General features: G+C 69.3%; 15 protein-coding genes and 1 tRNA gene. 7 read left to right on the forward strand and 9 right to left on the reverse strand.

Annotated features, from left to right (window positions below; genetic code table 11):
* Nucleotides 1-16: 16 nt before the first annotated feature.
* Nucleotides 17-844, forward strand: coding sequence for a histidinol-phosphatase (gene hisN / locus H7F30_RS13595; RefSeq protein WP_187038075.1), 828 nt, complete (start codon nucleotides 17-19; stop codon nucleotides 842-844).
* 76 nt (nucleotides 845-920) lie between these two features.
* Here hisN and H7F30_RS13600 read toward each other — a convergent pair whose 3' ends face one another.
* Nucleotides 921-2360 (reverse strand): NAD(P)/FAD-dependent oxidoreductase, encoded by a 1440-nt coding sequence (locus H7F30_RS13600; protein ID WP_187035731.1) that lies wholly within the window; start codon nucleotides 2358-2360, stop codon nucleotides 921-923.
* A gap of 223 nt (nucleotides 2361-2583) precedes the next feature.
* On the opposite strand from H7F30_RS13600, the gene H7F30_RS13605 reads away from it, so the two are divergent.
* Both H7F30_RS13605 and H7F30_RS13610 read left to right on the forward strand, forming a co-directional pair.
* Nucleotides 2584-3666: an FHA domain-containing protein gene (locus tag H7F30_RS13605; RefSeq protein WP_187035733.1), complete on the forward strand. Its 1083-nt coding sequence runs from the start codon at nucleotides 2584-2586 to the stop codon at nucleotides 3664-3666.
* A gap of 77 nt (nucleotides 3667-3743) precedes the next feature.
* Nucleotides 3744-6368 carry an ATP-binding cassette domain-containing protein gene (locus H7F30_RS13610; RefSeq protein ID WP_255464861.1) on the forward strand — a complete coding sequence of 875 codons (2625 nt, stop codon included), beginning with the start codon at nucleotides 3744-3746 and terminating at the stop codon, nucleotides 6366-6368.
* Nucleotides 6369-6384: 16 nt separating this feature from the next.
* Here H7F30_RS13610 and H7F30_RS13615 read toward each other — a convergent pair whose 3' ends face one another.
* The 5 genes from H7F30_RS13615 to H7F30_RS13635 form a co-directional block, all read right to left on the reverse strand.
* Complete coding sequence (locus H7F30_RS13615; RefSeq protein WP_187035735.1) at nucleotides 6385-7425, reverse strand: endonuclease/exonuclease/phosphatase family protein; 1041 nt, start codon at nucleotides 7423-7425, stop codon at nucleotides 6385-6387.
* Nucleotides 7422-7808, reverse strand: coding sequence for an RNA-binding S4 domain-containing protein (locus H7F30_RS13620; RefSeq protein ID WP_187035737.1), 387 nt, complete (start codon nucleotides 7806-7808; stop codon nucleotides 7422-7424). The genes H7F30_RS13615 and H7F30_RS13620 overlap by 4 nt, the downstream gene beginning before the upstream one ends.
* Before the next feature lie 134 nt (nucleotides 7809-7942).
* On the reverse strand, nucleotides 7943-9022 hold the full coding sequence (locus H7F30_RS13625) for a hypothetical protein (protein WP_187035739.1): 1080 nt from the start codon (nucleotides 9020-9022) through the stop codon (nucleotides 7943-7945).
* A 180-nt stretch (nucleotides 9023-9202) separates the two neighbouring features.
* A tRNA-Met gene (locus tag H7F30_RS13630) sits at nucleotides 9203-9276 on the reverse strand.
* Between the two features lie 86 nt (nucleotides 9277-9362).
* Complete coding sequence (locus H7F30_RS13635; RefSeq protein WP_255464862.1) at nucleotides 9363-12359, reverse strand: UPF0182 family protein; 2997 nt, start codon at nucleotides 12357-12359, stop codon at nucleotides 9363-9365.
* Between the two features lie 138 nt (nucleotides 12360-12497).
* Between H7F30_RS13635 and H7F30_RS13640 the strand changes: the two genes are divergently transcribed.
* Entirely contained in the window at nucleotides 12498-13025 is a 528-nt protein-coding gene (locus H7F30_RS13640; RefSeq protein ID WP_225911204.1) for a PPA1309 family protein, read from the forward strand.
* A gap of 15 nt (nucleotides 13026-13040) precedes the next feature.
* Here H7F30_RS13640 and H7F30_RS13645 read toward each other — a convergent pair whose 3' ends face one another.
* On the reverse strand, nucleotides 13041-14087 hold the full coding sequence (locus tag H7F30_RS13645; protein WP_187035743.1) for a PDZ domain-containing protein: 1047 nt from the start codon (nucleotides 14085-14087) through the stop codon (nucleotides 13041-13043).
* A 189-nt stretch (nucleotides 14088-14276) separates the two neighbouring features.
* Between H7F30_RS13645 and H7F30_RS13650 the strand changes: the two genes are divergently transcribed.
* Nucleotides 14277-15947, forward strand: coding sequence for a zinc-dependent metalloprotease (locus tag H7F30_RS13650; RefSeq protein WP_187035745.1), 1671 nt, complete (start codon nucleotides 14277-14279; stop codon nucleotides 15945-15947).
* A 23-nt stretch (nucleotides 15948-15970) separates the two neighbouring features.
* Nucleotides 15971-16534 carry an NUDIX hydrolase gene (locus H7F30_RS13655; protein WP_187035747.1) on the forward strand — a complete coding sequence of 188 codons (564 nt, stop codon included), beginning with the start codon at nucleotides 15971-15973 and terminating at the stop codon, nucleotides 16532-16534.
* 64 nt (nucleotides 16535-16598) lie between these two features.
* On the opposite strand, the gene H7F30_RS13660 is transcribed toward H7F30_RS13655, so the two are convergent.
* Both H7F30_RS13660 and H7F30_RS13665 read right to left on the reverse strand, forming a co-directional pair.
* Complete coding sequence (locus H7F30_RS13660) at nucleotides 16599-17585, reverse strand: nitronate monooxygenase family protein (RefSeq protein WP_187035749.1); 987 nt, start codon at nucleotides 17583-17585, stop codon at nucleotides 16599-16601.
* Nucleotides 17586-17727: 142 nt separating this feature from the next.
* Complete coding sequence (locus H7F30_RS13665) at nucleotides 17728-18375, reverse strand: M48 family metallopeptidase (protein WP_222617812.1); 648 nt, start codon at nucleotides 18373-18375, stop codon at nucleotides 17728-17730.
* A gap of 155 nt (nucleotides 18376-18530) precedes the next feature.
* Here H7F30_RS13665 and H7F30_RS13670 point away from each other — a divergent pair, with 155 nt between their 5' ends.
* Nucleotides 18531-19193 (forward strand): hypothetical protein, encoded by a 663-nt coding sequence (locus H7F30_RS13670; RefSeq protein ID WP_187035751.1) that lies wholly within the window; start codon nucleotides 18531-18533, stop codon nucleotides 19191-19193.
* The last annotated feature ends 29 nt before the right edge of the window (nucleotides 19194-19222 follow it).

Here is a 19222-nt window from a genome sequence, read left to right on the forward strand (position 1 = left end):
TGACGGCGTGACCTCCATTCTTCGAGAAGCCAGCCCGTACCACGACGATCTGCGGCTCGCCCACGTGCTCGCCGACTCCGTCGAGGAGATCACGATGGGGCGCTTCGGCGCGCCCGACCTGAGCATCGATACGAAGCCGGACCTCACCCCCGTCACAGAGGCCGACCGTGAGGCCGAGCGCGTCATTCGGGAGAACCTCAAGCGCGCGCGGCCGCGGGACGCCATCAAGGGCGAGGAGTTCGGCGAAACGGGCAAGGGCCCGCGTCGCTGGATCATCGACCCGATCGACGGCACGAAGAACTACGTCCGCGGCGTCCCGGTCTGGGCCACCCTCATCGCGCTCGTCGACGGCGACGAACCCGTGGTGGGCCTCGTCGCGGCGCCCGCGCTGCACCGACGGTGGTGGGCGGCCAAGGACGCCGGCGCCTGGACCGGTCGTAACCTCACGAGCGCGACGCAGATCCACGTCTCCAAGGTCGACTCGCTGGCCGACGCGTCCCTCAGCTACTCCTCCTTCAACGGCTGGGCCGAGCGGGGCAAGGACATGGACCTGTTCCGCCTGAGCAAGGAGGTGTGGCGCTCACGGGCGTACGGCGACTTCTTCTCCCACATGCTCGTCGCGCAGGGAAGCGTCGACATCGCGCCCGAGCCGGAGCTCGAGGACTACGACATGGCGGCACTCGTGCCCATCGTCACCGAAGCCGGCGGGCGCTTCAGCGGTCTCGACGGGCGCGACGGCTGCTGGAGCGGCAACGGCGTCTCGACGAACGGCCTGCTCCACGCCGAGGTTCTCGCGCGCCTCGGCGACAATTCCCCGGCGTCCTCCCTCATCCCAGGGGAGTGACACAGCCTCCTTTGACCATGACGAAGGCCCCAGCCGTTTCCGGCTGGGGCCTTCGTCACGGTCGCTGGGACGCAGATCAGTTCTTCGGCGTCTCGATCTGAGCCGGCTCGTCCTTGGCCTCGATGGCGTGGTTGGTCTTGGACTCGGCCAGCAGGCCCGGCACCTCGACGCTCGGGCGGTACTTGTCGCCCAGTTCGTCGATCGCGAGGCGTGCGTGAACCTGCTGCTCGGTGGCCGTGCGCTCGTCACGGTTGTCGCCGAGGAAGGCCAAGGCCCAACTGATCATCGTCGTCAGACGCGACTTGAAACCGATGATGTAGAACAGGTGCACGCCGAGCCACATGAGCCAGGCGATGAAGCCCTCGGTCTCGAGACGACCGACCTTCGTCACGGCAGAGAAGCGCGAGATGGTGGCCATCGAACCCTTGTCGAAGTACTTGAACGGGCCCGGGGACGGCTGGCCCTTGACACGCGCGAGGATCGACGTCGCGGCGTAACGGCCGCCCTGGATGGCTACCTGCGCCACGCCGGGCAGCTTGTTGAGGCTCATCATGTCGCCGACGACGTAGATCTCCGGGTGGCCCGGCAGCGACAGGTCAGGCTGCACTGCGATACGACCCGAGCGGTCGACCTCGGCACCCGTCTTCTCGCCGAGCAACTTGCCCAGCGGGCTGGCCGCGACGCCGGCGGCCCACACCTTGCACACCGAGTCGATGCGCGTGACGGTGCCGTCCTCGGTCTTCATCTCGATGCCCGTGGCATCGACGTTCGTCACCATCTGGCCGAGGAGCACCTCGACGCCCATGCTCTCGAGCTGCCCGTGGGCCTTCTTGCCGAGGTTCGCCCCGAACGGCGGCAGCACCTGCGGTGCGGCATCGACGAGGACGACGCGGGCGTCCTTGGGGTTGATGTGACGGAAATCGTCGGCGAGCGTGCGGTTGGCGAGTTCGCTGATCTGACCTGCCATCTCGACGCCCGTCGGACCGGCACCGACGACGACGAACGTCAGCAACGAGCGCACGTCGTCCCACTGGCCGGCGGCCGCTGCGAGCTCGGCCGTCTCGAAGGCGCCGAAGATGCGTCCGCGAAGCTCGAGTGCGTCGTCGATGCTCTTCATGCCCGGCGCGAACTCGGCGAAGTGGTCGTTGCCGAAGTACGACTGGCCGGCGCCCGCGGCGACGATGAGCGAGTCGTAGTCGTAGACCTGAGTGGAGTCGAGCAGTTCGGCCGTGACGCGCTTGGCATCGACGTCGATGTCCGTGACCGTGCCGATGAAGATCTCGACGTTCTTCTGCTTCTTGAGCACCTCACGCGTGCTCGGGGCGATGACACCCTCGCTGAGGATGCCGGTGGCGACCTGGTAGAGCAACGGCTGGAAGAGGTGGTGCGTCGTCGACGAGACGAGCACGACGTCGACGTCCTCGTCCTTGAACTTCGTCGCGGCGAAGAGGCCGCCGAAGCCAGAGCCGACGATGACGACGCGGTGGCGTCCCGTGGACTTCTTCTCAATCTCCATGAATTCCTCGCACATCTCTCGCGGCGCGTCTCGCCTGGCCCGAGCACGCACTCACGCACTGCCGCCAAGCTTACTCACCCGCGCGGGCGGGTCGTGGGGCGCACCGGCCGGTAGGGTAGGCCTGAAACAGGTGTGCCGGGACGAGATTCGACCCGTGCGCACGAGGCCAGGACGAGTCAGACGATTCGGTCGCGCCACGCGACACGAGACGACGGAGTGTGCGATGAACGGCGAGCACAACCAGAGGCAGCCCCAAGCCATCCAGTGGAGCGCCCCGCAGCCCGGCGGCGCCGAACCGGCGTGGCAGGGCCCGAGCCCCGACGCCCCCGCAGCGAAGGCCCCCGAACCGACGCCCCCGCAGAGCGAGGCGGCGCCCGGCCTCGGCGCCCATGGCAACTGGGGTTATTCGTCCGAGGCGTCTCACCCGAACCAGCAGGGTGGGCAGGTGGGCGCTCGCGAGCCCCGCCGCGACGAGGCCGGGCACGGCGAAGAAGCATCGGCGCCCCTCGGTAACCCGTGGGGCTTCGAGCCGAATGCGGGTTCGGACGCCGGAGCCTCGCGCTCCTTCCCGTCCGATGCCCAGTCCGCATCCGCTCCCGGCTGGGCCGGTGCGGCGGGCAGCGGCTCCACCGCCGAGGAGATCTCGAGCTCCCACCCCGACAACGCCGGATACGGCTGGTCGGGTGCATCAGGCGCATCGCGCTTCGACGCCCCGGATCGCAGTGACCACGCGCCACGCGCGAGCGACCCCTCGTCGGATTCCGCCTCACACGGTGCGTACGGGAACGAGTCGCGCTACGAGAGCGCACCGCCCCAGGCCGAATCTGCTCGCTCCTACGAGAGCGCACCGCCCCAGCAGCCGCGTGACGGTGGCGACACCGGCGGCTCCCGGCCCGAGCGGAACGAGGGACCCTCGTCCGCGAGCGCGGCGCCCGCCAGCTACGCCTCGGCGCCGAACCTCGGCCAGACCGGCGCCGACAGCTCGGCCAGCTCGGCCGCCACGCCGCACGAGTACGAGTCGAACCCGCCGCAGGTCATCGGTCAGAACGACGACCTGCCGGACGACTCCCTGACGATCGGACGCAGCCGCAGTAACAGCATCGTCCTCGACGACATGCTCGTCTCGCGTCGTCACGTCGTCATCACCGCCGACGAGGAAGGCCTCCTCCTGCGCGACCTCGGCTCGCGCAACGGCACCTTCGTCAACGGCCGCCGCGTCGAACAGACGCACCTGCACGAGGGCGACCGCATCGGCATCGGCGCCTCGACGTTCGAGGTGCGCGACGGCTGGCTCGTCTCGGTCTGATCGCCACGCGACCGCCGGCGGGCGTGCACGCCGGTGGTCAGCTTCGTTCGAGCACGTACCAAAGGGGAAGGACGAGCGTGAACGACGCTCAGCAGGAGCTGCACATCGAGGTGGAGGGGCGCCGCATCCGGCTGTCCCCAGGTCAGAGGTTGACGTTGGGGCGTGATCGGGCCGCGGACGTGCCCCTCGCGAACGCCGACGTCTCCCGCCGTCACGCAGAGATCCGTCATGAGAACGGCTCGTGGCAGCTTCGCGACCTCGACAGCTCGAACGGCACGTGGGTCGGCGGACACCGGGTGCGCGGATATGTCGCACTCCGTGGCGGCGAGAGTGTTCGCCTCGGCGGTGAACGCGGCGTCCCGTTCCGGGTCGGAATCTCGGCGGCCCCCGCAGAACGCACGGGCTCGAACACGAGCGCCACCGAGCACGCCGGCACCGGTCCCGTTTCCGCACCCATGCCGCGCGCCAAGACCTCCTCCGGTGACACTCAGGCCACGCACACGGGTGGCCCCACGGCGGCGAGCGGCCCGCTCCCCAGGGCCGCTGCTCCGGCCAACCAGGACGGTTCCGGCGTCACGACGACCGGGCCCATCCGTCTCCCCCGCCCGCCACGGGCCCCCGAACAGCGCCGCGCGACGGGCGACGTCTTCCAGGGCTGGAGTGGGCAGGTCGAACCGCAGCCGACCGGCCGCATGACCGTCCAGGGAGCGGCTCCACAGGCCATGAACGCGCCGACCGGCACCATCACCATCGGCCGCGGTCTCGAGAACGAGATCGTCATCAAGGACCTGCTCGCCAGCCGCCAGCACGTACGTCTCGTCCCCCAGGGCGACTCGTTCGCCGTCGAGGATCTCGGCAGCCGCAACGGCACCTACATCAACGGTGCTCGCATTCACCGCGGAACCCTGCGCGAGGACGACCTGCTCGCCGTCGGCCGCACACGCTTCACGCTCAAGCAGGGCCGACTCGTCGCGAGTGAGGACGAAGGTGACGTCAGCTTCGTCGCCAACCACCTCTCGTTCGTCCTGCCCGACGGCAAGAAGCTGCTCGACGATGTCAGCTTCGGCCTCGAAGGTTCGAGTCTCGTCGCCGTCATCGGCCCTTCCGGCGCCGGAAAGTCGACTCTGCTCAAGGCCCTCATCGGTGCGCAGAAGGCCACCGAGGGCGAGGTCTACTACGACGGCCGTGACCTCTACGACAACTACGAGGATCTGCGCCACCGCATCGGTGTCGTGCCCCAGGACGACGTCGTCCACCCGGAGCTGACGGTCCGCCAGGCCCTGCGCTACGCCGCCGAGCTCCGGTTCCCGGACGACCTCGACAAGGAGCCGCGAGAGGAGCGCGTCGAGGAGGTCATCGACGAACTCGGCCTCACGGCGCACGCCGACACCCAGGTGGCGCGCCTGTCCGGTGGTCAGCGCAAGCGCACCTCGGTTGCTCTGGAGCTGCTCACCCGCCCGTCGCTGCTCTTCCTCGACGAGCCGACCTCGGGCCTCGACCCGGGCCTCGACAAGCGTGTCATGCTCACCCTGCGCGGCCTCGCCGACGGCGGCCGCACCGTCGTCGTCATCACCCACAACGTGGCGAGCCTCGGCGTGTGTGACCGCGTGCTCATGCTCGCTCCGGGCGGCAAGGTGGCCTTCTTCGGCCCGCCCGAGGAGATGCTGCCGTTCTTCTCCGCGTCCGACCACGCCGACGTGTTCAACACCGTCACCGACGACCCAGAGCGCTCGCAGGACACGTTCCGCCGCTCTGCGCTCATGGACAGCCACGTCTCGGCGCCGCTCAGTGCACCTCGCTCACCGGCATCGACGACCGAGGACAAGGCTCCGCGCCAGCAGACGATCGGACGCCAGCTGTCGACGCTCATCCGCCGTCAGTTCCGCGTCATTGCGGCCGACCGGGGCTTTGTCGGATTCATGCTCCTGCTGCCCATCGCGCTGGCGGGCCTCGCCATGCTCGTGCCGGGCAGCCACGGGCTGCACACCGTCTTCTTCGAGAAGGAAGTCGCGGCCGCAGGGGGTGATCCGAGCAAGGTCACGCTGACCCCCGAATCGAGTCAGATCATGACGCTCATCGTCATGGGTTCGGTGTTCATGGGCCTCGCCGCGACGATCCGAGAACTCGTCGCCGAGCGACCGATCTTCCTTCGGGAGAAGGCTGTCGGCCTCTCCCCGTTCGCCTACATCGGGAGCAAGGCCGTCACGTACGGTCTGCTCATCGCCGTGCAGTGCGGCGTCATGGTGGCCCTCGTCATCCTCGGCAAGGGTGCTCCGGACGCAGCAGTCACCCTCGGCAGCCCGATTCTCGAGACCTACCTCATCGCGTTCCTCACCGGTCTCGCGGCTGTCGGTATCGGTCTCGCGCTCTCGAGCTTCGCGAAGACGAACGAGCAGGTCATGCCGATGCTCGTCATCGTCATCATGGGCGCCCTGGTGTTCTCCGGCGGACTGTTCGACCTCAACTCGGCGGCCATGCGCGCCATGGGCAGTATCTTCCCGAGCCGCTGGGGTCTCGCGCTCGGCGCACAGACCGCCGACGTGCACCAGAGCCTCACCATCCCCGGGCGCGAGCGTGAGTGGGATCCGTTCTGGCTGCGTGACAGCAGCAAGTGGGCTCTCGGCGCTGCCATCCTCATCGTGCAGTTAGTCGTGGCCTTACTCGTGGCCCTCGTGAGCACGCGCCGCCGCAAGAGCATGTGACGGCTGCGCGGGCGCCTCAGTAGCGCAGGTCGCTCCAGACGCCCGCGTGGTCCGTGCCCTCCACGGTGACGATGCCCGCCTGCTCCGGCACGAAGCCGCGGGTCAGGATGTGGTCGATCTGGCTGAAGGCCGGGATCGAGCCGCCCATCGGCCACGTGGGGCGCCAAGCACCGTGGACGTGCGGATAGGCGTCCACCATCCCTCGGGACAACTGCCGGAACGCGGGGTGGGCTCTCGAGGCATTGAAGTCCCCCGCCATGACGACGTGCTCGGCTGCCCGCTCACGCTGCCACTCCCCCTCCGCCCGTAGCTGGGGACGCCACTGCGCGACACCGTCGCGAAGCGGCGGGTAGGTGTGAACGCCCTTGACGACGATCTGTGCACCCGGTGCGTGCACGCGTACGACAGGCGACTGGAGATCCCACGGGCCGAGCTCGGTGTCGGCGTCCAGCGTCTCGGTCGGGAACCTCGACAGGATCACGGTCCCGCGTGAGCCGTCGTCGATCATGCCGCGTGAGCGGTGCGCAAAGCGCTGGGCGAGGCCTGCGTCGTCGAGGGAGCGCAGACGCGCCGTCGTCATCTCGACGAAGACGACGACGTCCGGATTCGTCTCGCGAACCGCCTCCATGACGGAGGCCGTTTCCGCTTCTCCCAGTTCGCTGTTGAGGGAGAGCACACGAAGATGGTGATCGCCGGCCCTGGTTGCGACCTCGCGTGGCACGTCCGGGTGACTGCTCAGGGCGACGGCGGCAGCGAGTGTGCTCACCACGAGCGGCACCAGCGCGACGAAGCTCGCTCGTGTTCGCACAACGAGCGTGAGGGCGAGGCAACCGAACGCGGCGACGATCCACACCGGCGTGAGGGCCTGAAGGACCGGCACGACGTTCCCGGCGAGCACATCAACCCACATGAGGGAAGCGAGGAACGCCACCCCGAGCGACGCGGCCGTCACGAAACGGCCTGCGGTACGCCGCAACGGCGGAACTCCACGACCGCTCGGACCGACGCCGTGCCGCTGAGCCGACGCCGTGAAATCAGCGGGGCCGGGCTCGCTCATCCGCGCAGGACCTGTCGCAGTCGGTCCATCTCCCGACGGTCCTTCTTCGTCGGACGCCCTGCACCGCGGTCGCGTACGGGCACCTGCGGGATGACCTCGCGGGGGCGCTCCGGGGTGCGGTCGTCGTAGCAGCGTGCCGCGACGGGGGCGCCGACGCGCTTGCTGATGAGGTCCACGACCCCGAGGATCCGATCGAAGCCGTGCAGACGAACGCGCACCTCGTCACCGACGGAGACGTTCGTGGCGGGTTTCGCGCTCACACCGTTGATTCTCACGTGACCGGCCTTGCAGCCGCTCGTCGCGGCCGAGCGTGTCTTGTAGACGCGCACGGACCACAGCCACACGTCGACGCGGACGCTGCCGCGCTTTACAGGAGTGCTCACCCGCTCAGCCTAGGCAAGCAGGCTGCGGCCCGACTGCATGTTCGCTCCGAGAACGCGCCTGGAGCCTCGAGGAGACGGAAAGACGACGTCCGCTCCTCGCCGGAGCGAGGAACGGACGTCGAAGGGCTGAGCGATCAGTGCATGAACCGCCGGCGTAGGAGAACCGCACCGGCGGCGAGCACCCCCGCAACGGCCAGGCCCGTCAGGCTCACGCGAGAACTCGCCGCCGTGTGCGCCGGCGCCTCGTAGTCGGTCTGCACAGTCGGTCCGACGGCCGCAGGGGCCTGAGCGTGCGGCGCTGCTGCCGGCACGGCAGCAGGACGGGCCACCACAGGCGACGCGGGGCGCGGGGCGACTGCACGCGGCGTCGCGACCGGGGCCTTCGGCGCCATCGGCTTCGAGACGGGCTTGGTGGCGGGCTTCGGGGCCACGACGCCGCAGCGCAGCGACGTCGAGGTGCGGGCGCCGACGGCACCCGTGGCCGGGTTGACGAAGGCGACCGCGTGGCGGCCGTTCGGCACACCGATGGCTCCGTAGTCGTGGCTCTGCGGCAGCACCCGGGCGCCGGCGTACCCGCGACCGTCGAGGGTGACGTTCCAACGCGCTTCGGTCGCCGCAAGGTTGATCGCCCAGACGCCGATGTAGCCCTGGCCCTTGTCGCACACGGAGCCGAGAATCTCGACCGCCGCCGGATAGCGGATACCCATTTCCTCCGCGATCTGGTGACGCTCGGCCACCGAGGCGTTCTTGATCGTCCAGGCGAGGATCTCGTCGTCGTTCGTCGCGTCCTCGGGGTTCTTCGGCGCCTTCATACCGAAGACCTTCTCCGGCACGGCGCCGGAGGGCTTCGACGTGGGCTCTCCCGCTGGCGTCTTGACCGGCATCGTGGCTGCGGGCTTCGGCGCAGGTGTCACCGACGCCGGCCCTTCGAGCGTTGTGGTCGTGGCCGGGCCCGCGGACGGGACGGTCGCTGCAGGCACAGTCTGGGGGGTTCGCGTCGGCTTCGCCGCGTCGGTCTCCTCCGCAGCCACCTGCTGGCCCGTCGTTGCCGGAGCCACCTTCGCCGCGTCGTCGGTCGTCAGCACGACCGGGGGCGTGACATCGGCGGCCGCTGCACTGGGGGCGATGGCGAGCCCGCCGAGAACGAGTGCGGGGAAGAACGCCGAAGTGACGGCGGTGCGACGCAGACGCGTACGCAGGAGGGAAGAGGGCACGAAGACTCCGGGGAAAGCGCAGAAGAAGGCGCGACGACGTCGCAAGACGAATCGTCCCACGCGCTCGGCCCGGAGAGGACACCCAGCTGACATTGTGACCAACTTGTTGCGTGAGCACGCAAAAGGCCCGGAACCTCGTACGAGATTCCGGGCCTTCCGTGGTCCGACGTGGGACCGCAGTAGCGGGGACAGGATTTGAACCTGCGACCTCCGGGTTATGAGCCCGGCGAGCTACCGAGCTGCTCCACCCCGCGTCGGTATGCCTCAACCATAAGAGCAGGTGAACGGAATACGCAAATCGGTGGCGGCGTGAGGTGCCTCACGCCGCCACCGACGCGCCTCACTTCGCCGTGACCGAGCCCGACGGCGCGGCCGACGTGGCCGAGTCGAGAGCCTTCTGCAGACGCTGCTGCGCCTCGCCGTAGGCCTTCCAGTCGCCCTTCTTCATGGCGGCCTGCCCGTCGTCGTACGCCTTCTGCAGATCCTTCAGGGCCTTGTCGAGCGTTGCGTTGGACGAGGTCGACGGCTTCGTCGTCGAATCCTTCCCGGAGTCCTTCTCCGAGTCCTTGCCCGAATTCGCGTCGTCCTGGGACGGCTGCGGCGCCCCGTCCGCTCCGGAGTCTCCTGCGAACAGATCGTCGAGCGCCGCCTCGAGGGTCGGCGCCCATGCGAGCTTGTTGCCGAACCCGACGACGACCGCTCGCTGCAGCGGGTAGGACGTTGCACCACGGGCCTGGACGTAGATGGGCTCGACGTAGAGGAAGCCTCCCCCGACGGGCAGCGTGAGCAGGTTGCCGCGCGCCACCGTCGAACCGGACTGTCGCGCCTGGCTGAGGAACTGCGTGAGGGGCACGCTGCCGTCGGCCGAGGTGCGCGTCGTCGAGTCGAGATCGTTCTGGAACTGCGCCGGGCCCGTGACCGAGGTCGAACCGGGCATCTCGAGCAGACGCACCCGCCCGTAGGTCGAGGCCTTCTTGCCCGCCTCGGAGCCCGCGTCGGAGTCGACCGACAGGTAGCCGGTGAGGTTCTGTCGCGAACCGACCGGAATGTACGTGGACGTGAGCGAGTAACTCGGCGCCTTCTGCCCCGGCATCGCGAGCGTGAGGTAGTACGGCGGCTGCGGCTGGCCCTTGGCGTTCTCACCGGCCGTCGGGTCGTCCGGCACCTGCCACTGGTCACTCGCGTTGAAGAACTCACCCGCATCGTTCTGGTGGTAGGTCTCGAGCACCGTTCGCTGCACCTTGAACAGGTCCGAGGGGTAACGAACGTGGGAGACGAGATCGGCGCTCATCTGCGACATCGGCTTCACCGAACCGCCGAACGCCTTCGTCCAGGCCTTGAGCATCGGGTCGTTCGGCTCCCACGTGTAGAGCTTCACCTCGCCGCTGTAGGCGTCGACCGTGGCCTTGACCGAGTTGCGGATGTAGTTGACCTGGCCGTCTCGCAGGGCACGGACGTTGCGCGAGGTCGCCGTCGTCGAGTCGGATGTGGCACCGGAGAGGTTCGACTTCGCCGCGCCCGGGTAGTTGTCACTCGTCGTGTAGCCGTCGACGATCCACTGCACCCGCCCGTCGACGACGCTCGGGTAGACGTCGCCGTCCGTGGTGAGCCACGGCGCCACGGCCTTGACGCGCTCGGAGGGGTCGCGGTTGTCGATGATGCGGCTGCCGTCACCCACCGCGTCGGACAGCAGGATGTTCTTGTCGCCGTAGGTCACGGCGTACGCGAGGCGGCTCATCGGGTTCGACAGGGCGACACCACCCTTGCCGGCGTAGCGCGTGCGCTTCTGCTCACCCGAGGCGTCGGGGTGGTCGAGTTCGCGAGCGCCCTGGCCACCGACAATGGAGAAGCCGGGCATGTCCTCGCCGAAGTAGATACGCGGTTCGTACTTGCCGAGCACCCCGCTCGTCGGCATGTCCTTCTCGACGAAGACGGGCGCACCCTCGGACGTGAGCTTTCCGCCGTCGGCCGCGACGACGCCGTAGCCGTGCGTGTACACGGTGTGGTCGTTGACCCAGTTGCGCTGCGAGGCGGGCACTCCCGCGAGGTTGAGGCCGCGCACCGCGACGACGGTGTCGCGCTTCTCGCCGTTCGTCGTGTAGCGGTCGACGTCGAGGCTGGCCGGGAAGCGGTAGTAGTTCACGCGCCCCTGCAGCTGCTGGAACGTGGCGCCGACGACGGTGGGGTCGAGCAGGCGGATACCGCGCATCGTCGCGGTGTCACCACGCAGCTGCCCACCGGATGCGTCGGTCGTCGCGCTGTAGCTGCGCCGATCGATGTCGCCGAGCCCGTAGGCCTTCATCGTGGCCGCCATCGCGTCCTTGATGTACGGGGTCTCCTTGCTCGCCTCCGAGGGCTTGACCTGGAAGCGCTGGACGAACGCCGGATACACCTGACCGACGAGCACCGCCACCGCCGTCATCATGGCGACGCCGACGAGCGGTACGCGCCAGGTGCCCGTCACGATCGTCGCGATGAACATGGCCGCGCAGCACAGCGCCGCGAGGGCGAGGACGCCGCGCGTCGGAATGATCGCGTGATCGACCGTGTACGTGACGCCGGTGATGCGCGACCCCGCGGCCGTCGTGCTCTCGTAGCGAGACAGCCAGAAGGAACCGGCGCGCACGAGCAGGAGCGCAGCCGCGAGGACGCACAGGTGCACGCGAGCCGCGGCCGACGTACGGGGGCTGCGGGAATGAGCGCCTCCCCCGGCACCGCGGAAGTTGAGGCCGCCGTAGAGGTAGTGCGCGAGCAGTGCCGCCAGGAGGGCGAGCATCAGCACCATCGTGAGGAAGCCGACGAGAAAGCTCAGCCACGGCACGGTGAAGACGAAGAAGCCGATGTCCTTGTTGAAGTGGGCGTCCTTCGTGCCGAACGGAACACGGTTCAACCACAGCAGGGCGAGCTTCCACTGGGAGGCCGCTGTCGCCCCGCCGAAGAAGCCGACGAGCGCCGGGACGGCCATCCACACTCGGCGACGGATCGGCTCGAAGGCGCCGCGGTAGCGCTCCATGACGAGCTCATCGTCGGATTCCGGCACGATGACGGGCTGTGCCCGGTGCGCCACGGCGAGGGACGTCCAGACCGCGCCGCCGGTGAGGAGCGCCCCGATGACGAACAGCACGCCCTGGGTGATCCACTGGGTTCGCAGCACGCCGACGAAGCCGACGGAGTCGAACCAGGCCCACTTCGTCCACGCGCCGGCGACGAGCCGAACGAGGAAGATCGCTACGATGAGCCCACCGACGACGAGCCCGAGGCGCCTCGCACGCTTGACCGAACGGGGGTCGAGAGCAACCTGCTGCTCGCCGCCTTCGGGCACCCGATCTGCAGGCACCGGCCCCACCCCTTCACCGCGCAGCGCGCGTTCGTTCGCGCTCAGCGCGCAGACTCGTTCCAGCGTTCTGCCCCAACCTAACCCGTGGCCCACCTCACGCGTGCGGGCGGGGTCCCCGGGCCGCCTACGATGGGATCCATGAGTGCCGTCAAGCCCGTCCTGTCACCCCTGACCCGCTGTGCGCTCGAGACCGAGGCGCATGTCGCCTCCGAAGGGTGGGGCCAGGCGCCCCGGCTCTTCGCACTCGCCCGCAACGGCGAACTGTTGCGCGCCCAGCCCGCGCTCGCAGCCGTGCTCGGGGACATTGATCCCGACGAGTACTCCGCCATCGAGCAGGAGGACGCCATCGTCGGCGACGACCTCGAGAAGGCCCTCGGCCACACGGCGTGGCCCGATGACGTCGAAGGCGTGGCACTCGCGGTGGAGCGCATCATCGTGCCGCCGAGCGCGCAGACCGACACCTTCGGCACACGAGGTTCCACGACGGAGCGTCTGGCCTCTCACGCGGAGCGCGAGGACGTCCGCCTCCTCGTCGCTGCCCTGCGTGGCGGCGAGATCATCACCCTCGTACGACGCAAGGCCGAGGACAGCGACGACAAGGTTGCCATCGGAACGAACATCGCCCCCGGTCTCGTCGATGCGCTGAAGGCCACTCTCGCAGGCTGACGACCTCTCGGTGCCTCAACCGCAGCGGGCGAGGCCCTTAGTGTCGTTCTTCGCGATGCCTTCGACGGCCTTGACGGCCTCGTCGATCGTCGCCACGCGGTAGACGCTCAGCCCGTCCGGCACATTGCCCTTGAGTTCGGCGCAGTTGTCGGCCGGTGCGAGGAACGCCGTAGCACCCTCTTCACGAGCGCCGACGACCTTTTCCTTGACCCCGCCGATCGGCCCGACCTCGCCGACGGAATTCATCGTGCCCGTGCCGGCGATGTGCTTGCCACCGGTGAGCGGGCCCGGCGTCACCGTGTCGTAGATCGCGAGCGTGAACATGAGGCCCGCGCTGGGGCCGCCCACGTCGCCGACAGTGAGCTTCACCGTGAAGGGCAGGGAGGCCTTCGGGTTGAGGGCCACTCCCATGACGGCACGCCCGTCGACCTCCTGTGTTGGCACCTCGAGCGTCATCGGCTTGCCGGCGCGAGTGATGCCGAGCTTCACCTTCTCCCCCGGCTTCACCTTCTTCATCTCCCGCTGCAGGGTCGGCGAATCCTTCACCGCAACACCGTTGACGCTCGTGATGACGTCCTTGGTACGCAGGAGCTTCTTCGCGGCGGCCTTCTCGGAGACGGCGGCGATCTCGATCGTCTCCGGCACGGTGAATCCGGCCTTGCGGGCCGCGACCACCTCGGCGGCACTCTGCGAACCCGTCATCTCCGCGGCGTTCTGCTGCTCGACCTGCTCCCTCGTCGTCTCCGGAGCGAAGAGATCGGACTCCTTGTAGATCTCCGCGTGCGAGTCGGTGAGCGCAAAGGCGTACTCGAGTGCGCTCGGACGGTTGCCCGGGCCTCCGTACATCGAGACCGTCGTGAAGCGCAGCGAACCCGTCGTCGGATAGGTCTTCGTGCCGCTGACCTGGAGGATGCGCTTGCCGTCGAGCGAACCGAGCGTGTCCGGAGCCGGCCCGGGACGCAGGATGACGTACGGCACCTTGATCGCGACGGAGGCGATGAGGGCAGCCAGGAGCAGCAGGAAGACGCCGAGGACGATCTTCGTTCGACGCTGCAGGGCCATCACGAGTGGGCCCGGCTGATCGTGACGAAGGAGGCGCGGGAACTCATAGCGACCTTTCGATGTTGTACGGGGCGAGGTGCCGACCGCCGCTCATCCTCTCACCCGCGGCTGCAAGAACGCCGAGGAGTTCGAGTTGGTGCGAGCGGTAGTGTCGGTCGCAAAGCGACGACGCCCAGTGCGGAGGTTTCCATGCCCGACGTTCCCAACCCGATGAACCCCTACGGGGGCCGCGACGACGACGACCGCGACGAGAACCGGAACAACGGAGACGGTCTCGAGGACATGCTGCGCAATCTCATGGGCGGCACCCCCGACGCCGGCATGGTCGACGCCCTGCGCCAGATGGGTCTGGGCAACATCGACCCTGCTCAGCTCGGCATGATGCAGGCCCAGTTCCAGGCCATGATGAGCGGCGACACCGGTTCTGCTTTCAACGAGCGCATGGCCGGTGACGTGGCCCGCCGCGTCGTCGCCGCTGAAGGTGACCCGAGCGTCCCCGCCTCGACGCAGAGCGATGTCGCCCAGGTCGCGCAGGTCGCCAACCTGTGGCTCGACGCCGTCACAGACTTCGCCGCGCCGAGCGCCCGCCCCCGCGCCCTGTCACGCAGCGAGTGGATCGAAGCGACGATGCCCACGTGGCGCAAGGTCGTCGAGCCGGTGGCCACCGGCGTCGGCAACGCCGTCTCCGACGCGATGATGAAACAGCTCGGTCAGATGGACGCCGGCGACCTCTCCCAGCTCGGCATCCCCGAGGGCATGCTGCCCGCGGGCTTCGACATCTCGAGCCTGTCGTCGCAGATGACGCCGATGCTCAAGCAGATGAGCAGTTCGATGTTCGGCATGCAGGTCGGCCAGGCCATCGGTGCTCTGGCCGGAGAAACAGTCACCGGCACCGAGGTTGGCCTGCCGCTCGTCACGCCGAACGCCGTGACGATCCTGCCCGGCAACGTCGCGTCGTTCGCCGACGGCCTCGGGGTCGACGCCGGAGAGGTGCACCTCTACCTCGCCGTGCGCGAAGCAGCCCGCGTCCGCCTCTACGAGCGTGTGCCGTGGTTGGGCGCCGCCCTCATCGCAGCCGTGCAGAGCTACGCCGGCGACATCCGCATCGACACCGAGGCAATCGAGGAGAAGGTGCGCGACATCGACCCCTCCGACGCCGAGGCGATGCAGGAGGCCCTCGCCGGCAACCTGTTCTCCCCCGAGCCGTCGCCGGAGCAGAAGCGCGCCCTCGCCCACCTCGAGACGCTGCTCGCGCTCGTCGAGGGCTGGGTCGACGTCGTCACCGACGAGGCCGTGCGCGGCCACCTGCCCAACGCCGCGGCCCTCTCCGAGGCCGTGCGCCGCCGTCGCGCGTCGGCCGGCCCGGCCGAGAAGACGTTCAGCTCACTCGTCGGGCTCGAACTGCGTCCGCGCCAGATGCGCGAGGCCGCCGACCTGTGGCGCAAGCTCGCCGAGGCGTCCGACGCGGCCACGCGTGACGAGGCGTGGGGTCACCCCGACTTCATCCCGACCGCGGACGACATCGCCGACCCGGAGGGCTACATCGCCAAGCGCACCGGCGCCGAGGTGGCCGAGCCCGAGCGTGACGCCATGGACGACGAACTCGAAGCGCTGCTCACGCAGGGGCGCGCCGAGTGGGACGCCGACCGCGCCGATGACGCTCCTGGCGCGTCCACCGCCGGCGCGACCTCCGAAACGCCGGACTCCGGCGGCGCGAAGGCCGGCGACCCCGACGCGCGGCCGAGCGGCGGCGCCTCGGACCCGCGTCACGGTGCGGCAGAGAACCGCTCCGAGGGTGACGAAGACAAGGACGACGACGGAGACGACGCGCCTTCGGGTCCGTCCGACTCCGAGAAGTGAGCCCCGCCCACCAGGCAGGGCCCATGCCGGAGGGGTTCGTGCTCCTGCGCGACGACGCCCGCGCTGCGCTCACGGCGTGGCAGGCGCCGACTGACGCCTTGGAGGCGACGCGAGCGCGGATGCTCGACGTCCTCGAAGCCGAGCCGCAGTGCATGTGGCGCCACGGCGTGCGAACGCACTTCACGGCGTCACTCGTCGTACTCGACGCGTCGCTCGAACACGTGGCGTTGACGCTGCACGGCAAGGCGAAGCGGTGGTTCCAGTTCGGCGGGCACCTCGAAGCAGGCGACGCGAGCGTCCGCGACGCGGCGGCCCGCGAGGGGCGTGAGGAGTCAGGTCTCGGGGATCTCCTCGTGAGTACCGACCTCGTCCAGGTCGACGCGCACGCGTTGCCGCCCGTCTTCGACTGGTGCCGTGAACACCTCGACCTGCGCTACGCCGCGATCGCCCGGAGCGGCGACCTCGTCATGAGTGACGAGTCGGACGACGTGCGGTGGTGGCCGGTCGACGCGTTGCCCGAGGGTACGGAAGAATCTCTCGTCGAAGCCATCCACCTGGCACGCGAGAACCTCTCCGCCCGAACCTGATTCGCCGACACGAAGCTCAGCCCGCCACCTCACGCGGAGGTGGCGGGCTGATGCGTTCGGGGCGTCAGCTGTGCGCCTCGGCATCGAGAGAGAAGGTCGCCGTGAGCCGGCGCAGGATGTTCTCCGCCTCGGCGACCGTACGCGTCACGATCTCGCCGGCGGGGACGATGTCGTGGATGAGGCCCTGCACCATGCCCGCCGTCCAGATACCGGCCTCGAGGTCGCCGTCCTCGTAGACCCTCTTGCCGCGCGACCCGGCAACGAGATCGCGAACGTCGGCGAATTCGCCTCCGTCCTCGAGGATCTGGACGACCTCGCGACTGATGCTGTTGCTCGCCACACGGGCCGTGTTGCGCAGCGGGCGGAAGATGAGTTCGGTGTCGCGCTCCGTGGCGTCGACGATCGCCTTCTTCACGCCGTCGGCGATGGGCGACTCGGTCGTGCACATGAACCGGGTGCCCATGTTGACGCCGTGCGCGCCGAGGGAGAGCGCCGCCGCGAGCCCGCGTCCGTCGGCGAAACCGCCCGAGGCGATGAACGGAATGCTGAGCGCGTCGGCGGTGGCGGGTACGAGCACGAGCCCCGTCACGTCGTCCTCGCCGGGGTGGCCCGCACACTCGAAGCCGTCGATGCTCACCGCGTCGACACCGATGCGCTCCGCCTTGAGCGCGTGCCGCACGCTCGTGCACTTGTGAACGACGCGAATGCCGGCGTCCTTCAGCTTGGGCATGAACGGCTCGGGGTTGGCGCCGGCCGTCTCGAGGATCGTCACGCCGGATTCGATGATCGCGTCGAGGTACTCCTCGTACGGCGGCGGGTTGATGCTCGGCAGGATCGTGAGGTTGACGCCGAACGGCTTGTCCGTGAGTTCTCGCGCGGCCTCGATCTCCCGGACGAGCTCGGCCGGCGTCGGCTGGGTGAGGGCGGTGATGATGCCGAGGCCACCGGCCTCGGAGACGGCAGCTGCGAGGGGCGCCCGTCCGACGAACATCATGCCGCCCTGAACCACCGGGTGCTCGATGCCCAGAAGTTCGGTGAACCGTGTACGCATGCCTAGCAATTCCTCTCGTCGGGTACGTGCCCCCAGCCGTGCCGGAAACCCCCGACCCACGAGGGTGAAGCCGGACGGTTTGGTCGACGCTGCCCACGACCCGAGATGCCCCGAACGAGCTCTGAGCCCCGGGAGGAAGTGGTCAGCGCACGACCGAGGGCGCGTCGTCACCGGGCGACGATGTCGCGTGGGCATCGGTCGCGGCTCGCTCACTGTTGTCGTCGCCGAGGCCGTGCTGAGGCAGCGCATCGGCGGTGCGGCGTGCTCCGAATGACGCCCCCGCGAGATAGGCCTGCGCGACGTCGTGTTTCGGGTCGGCCCGGACGATGGCCTGGAACGGCGCACCGTGACCGCGTTCCACGAGGTGCGCCACCTCGTGCAGGAGCACGGCGTCGACGACGTAGGCGGGCATACCCACCATGGCGTCGGACAGGCGGATCGAACCGTCGGCGGGTGAGCAGGAGGCCCAGCGGCTCGTCATGTTCGACACCCACCGCACCGACGACGGGACCGGCGCACCGGGAACGTACGTGCGGCTGAGCTGCCTCGCCCGCTCCATGAGGGCGTCGTCGTTGCGCGCCGAGCGGCTCTTGCGCGTCACTCGCCGAACGAGATCCTCGACGGCGCGCCGCTCCTCTCGCGCCGACATCGAAGCGGGCGCCAACACGACGACGACACCGTCCTCGAAGCGCGCCTGAATGGTGCGCTTACGGCGGCTGCTACGGCGAATCTCCACGGGCTGGTCGTCGATCGTGAGGTGGGTGGGGCGCCGATCGCTCGAGCTGGTCATGACGTGAACGCTAGTGGAGAGTGCTGACAACGCTCCGGCGCCTGTCCACAACCGCGACGGCTGTGGACAACGGCGGACTCGCTTCCCGACACGCGAGGCACGCTGAGTCGACCAAGCCACGTCCAGGAGACGGTGGCCAGGCACGAGGAGCGAGCATGTCCCAGCCCAGCGGCACGACCCCCACCCCGCACGTCGCCGAACGGCGAGCCCTGCGCCACCTCGTGCCCGAGGACCCCGAGCGCTCGAGGCGCGCACCGGACGCGGCCGTCCGCGCGTGGCACGAGTTCGCCGAATCACTGGCCGCTCCCGTCCGGCGACCGTGCCGCGTTCTCGTCACCGGCCCGGATGCTCTCGTGCGCCCCGTCGTCTCCGTCGTGGCCGGCCTCGTCGACGCCGTCGGCGAATGGGACGGACGCCGTCCCGTGCCCGCCCCCGACCTGCTCATCGGCGCTCTGCCGTGGCGCTACGAAGCGATCGGGGACGTGCCCGATCTGCCGGGGCCGTTGATCGGACCTCGACCGGCCGTCCTTCCTCTGGCCTTCACCTCACGCACCGTCACGGTCGGCCCCGTCGCGGGCGCCGGTGGGCCGTGTCCCGACTGCGTCCACCCCGCCTTCGCCGCGGCAACGGTCAGACCGGAGACTCCGGTCGCTCCGGCGCTGCACGCCTTCGCTGCCGGGGCCGCCGGCCTGTTCGTCCGCTCGTTCACGGCGTCGAACATCAACGCCCTTTCGATGAGCCTGACCTTCGACATCGCGGCGCCCCAGGTGGAGCACCGCCTCTGGTCGTGCACCGCCTCGTGCCGCCGGGCGGCCTGAGCCCGCTCGGACGCAGACCGCCGCGGTCA

The organism is Dermacoccus sp. PAMC28757, from assembly GCF_014302635.1.
GTDB lineage: Bacteria > Actinomycetota > Actinomycetes > Actinomycetales > Dermatophilaceae > Dermacoccus > Dermacoccus abyssi.

What these genes read in the sequence shown, in the direction of transcription:
- H7F30_RS13600 (WP_187035731.1), bottom strand. Translation starts at nt 2,360, where the DNA reads ATGGAGATTGAGAAGAAGTCCACGGGACGCCACCGCGTCGTCATCGTC.
- H7F30_RS13605 (WP_187035733.1), top strand. Translation starts at nt 2,584, where the DNA reads ATGAACGGCGAGCACAACCAGAGGCAGCCCCAAGCCATCCAGTGGAGC.
- H7F30_RS13615 (WP_187035735.1), bottom strand. Translation starts at nt 7,425, where the DNA reads ATGAGCGAGCCCGGCCCCGCTGATTTCACGGCGTCGGCTCAGCGGCAC.
- H7F30_RS13640 (WP_225911204.1), top strand. Translation starts at nt 12,498, where the DNA reads ATGAGTGCCGTCAAGCCCGTCCTGTCACCCCTGACCCGCTGTGCGCTC.
- H7F30_RS13645 (WP_187035743.1), bottom strand. Translation starts at nt 14,087, where the DNA reads ATGGCCCTGCAGCGTCGAACGAAGATCGTCCTCGGCGTCTTCCTGCTG.
- H7F30_RS13650 (WP_187035745.1), top strand. Translation starts at nt 14,277, where the DNA reads ATGCCCGACGTTCCCAACCCGATGAACCCCTACGGGGGCCGCGACGAC.
- H7F30_RS13655 (WP_187035747.1), top strand. Translation starts at nt 15,971, where the DNA reads ATGCCGGAGGGGTTCGTGCTCCTGCGCGACGACGCCCGCGCTGCGCTC.
- H7F30_RS13660 (WP_187035749.1), bottom strand. Translation starts at nt 17,585, where the DNA reads ATGCGTACACGGTTCACCGAACTTCTGGGCATCGAGCACCCGGTGGTT.
- H7F30_RS13665 (WP_222617812.1), bottom strand. Translation starts at nt 18,375, where the DNA reads ATGACCAGCTCGAGCGATCGGCGCCCCACCCACCTCACGATCGACGAC.
- H7F30_RS13670 (WP_187035751.1), top strand. Translation starts at nt 18,531, where the DNA reads ATGTCCCAGCCCAGCGGCACGACCCCCACCCCGCACGTCGCCGAACGG.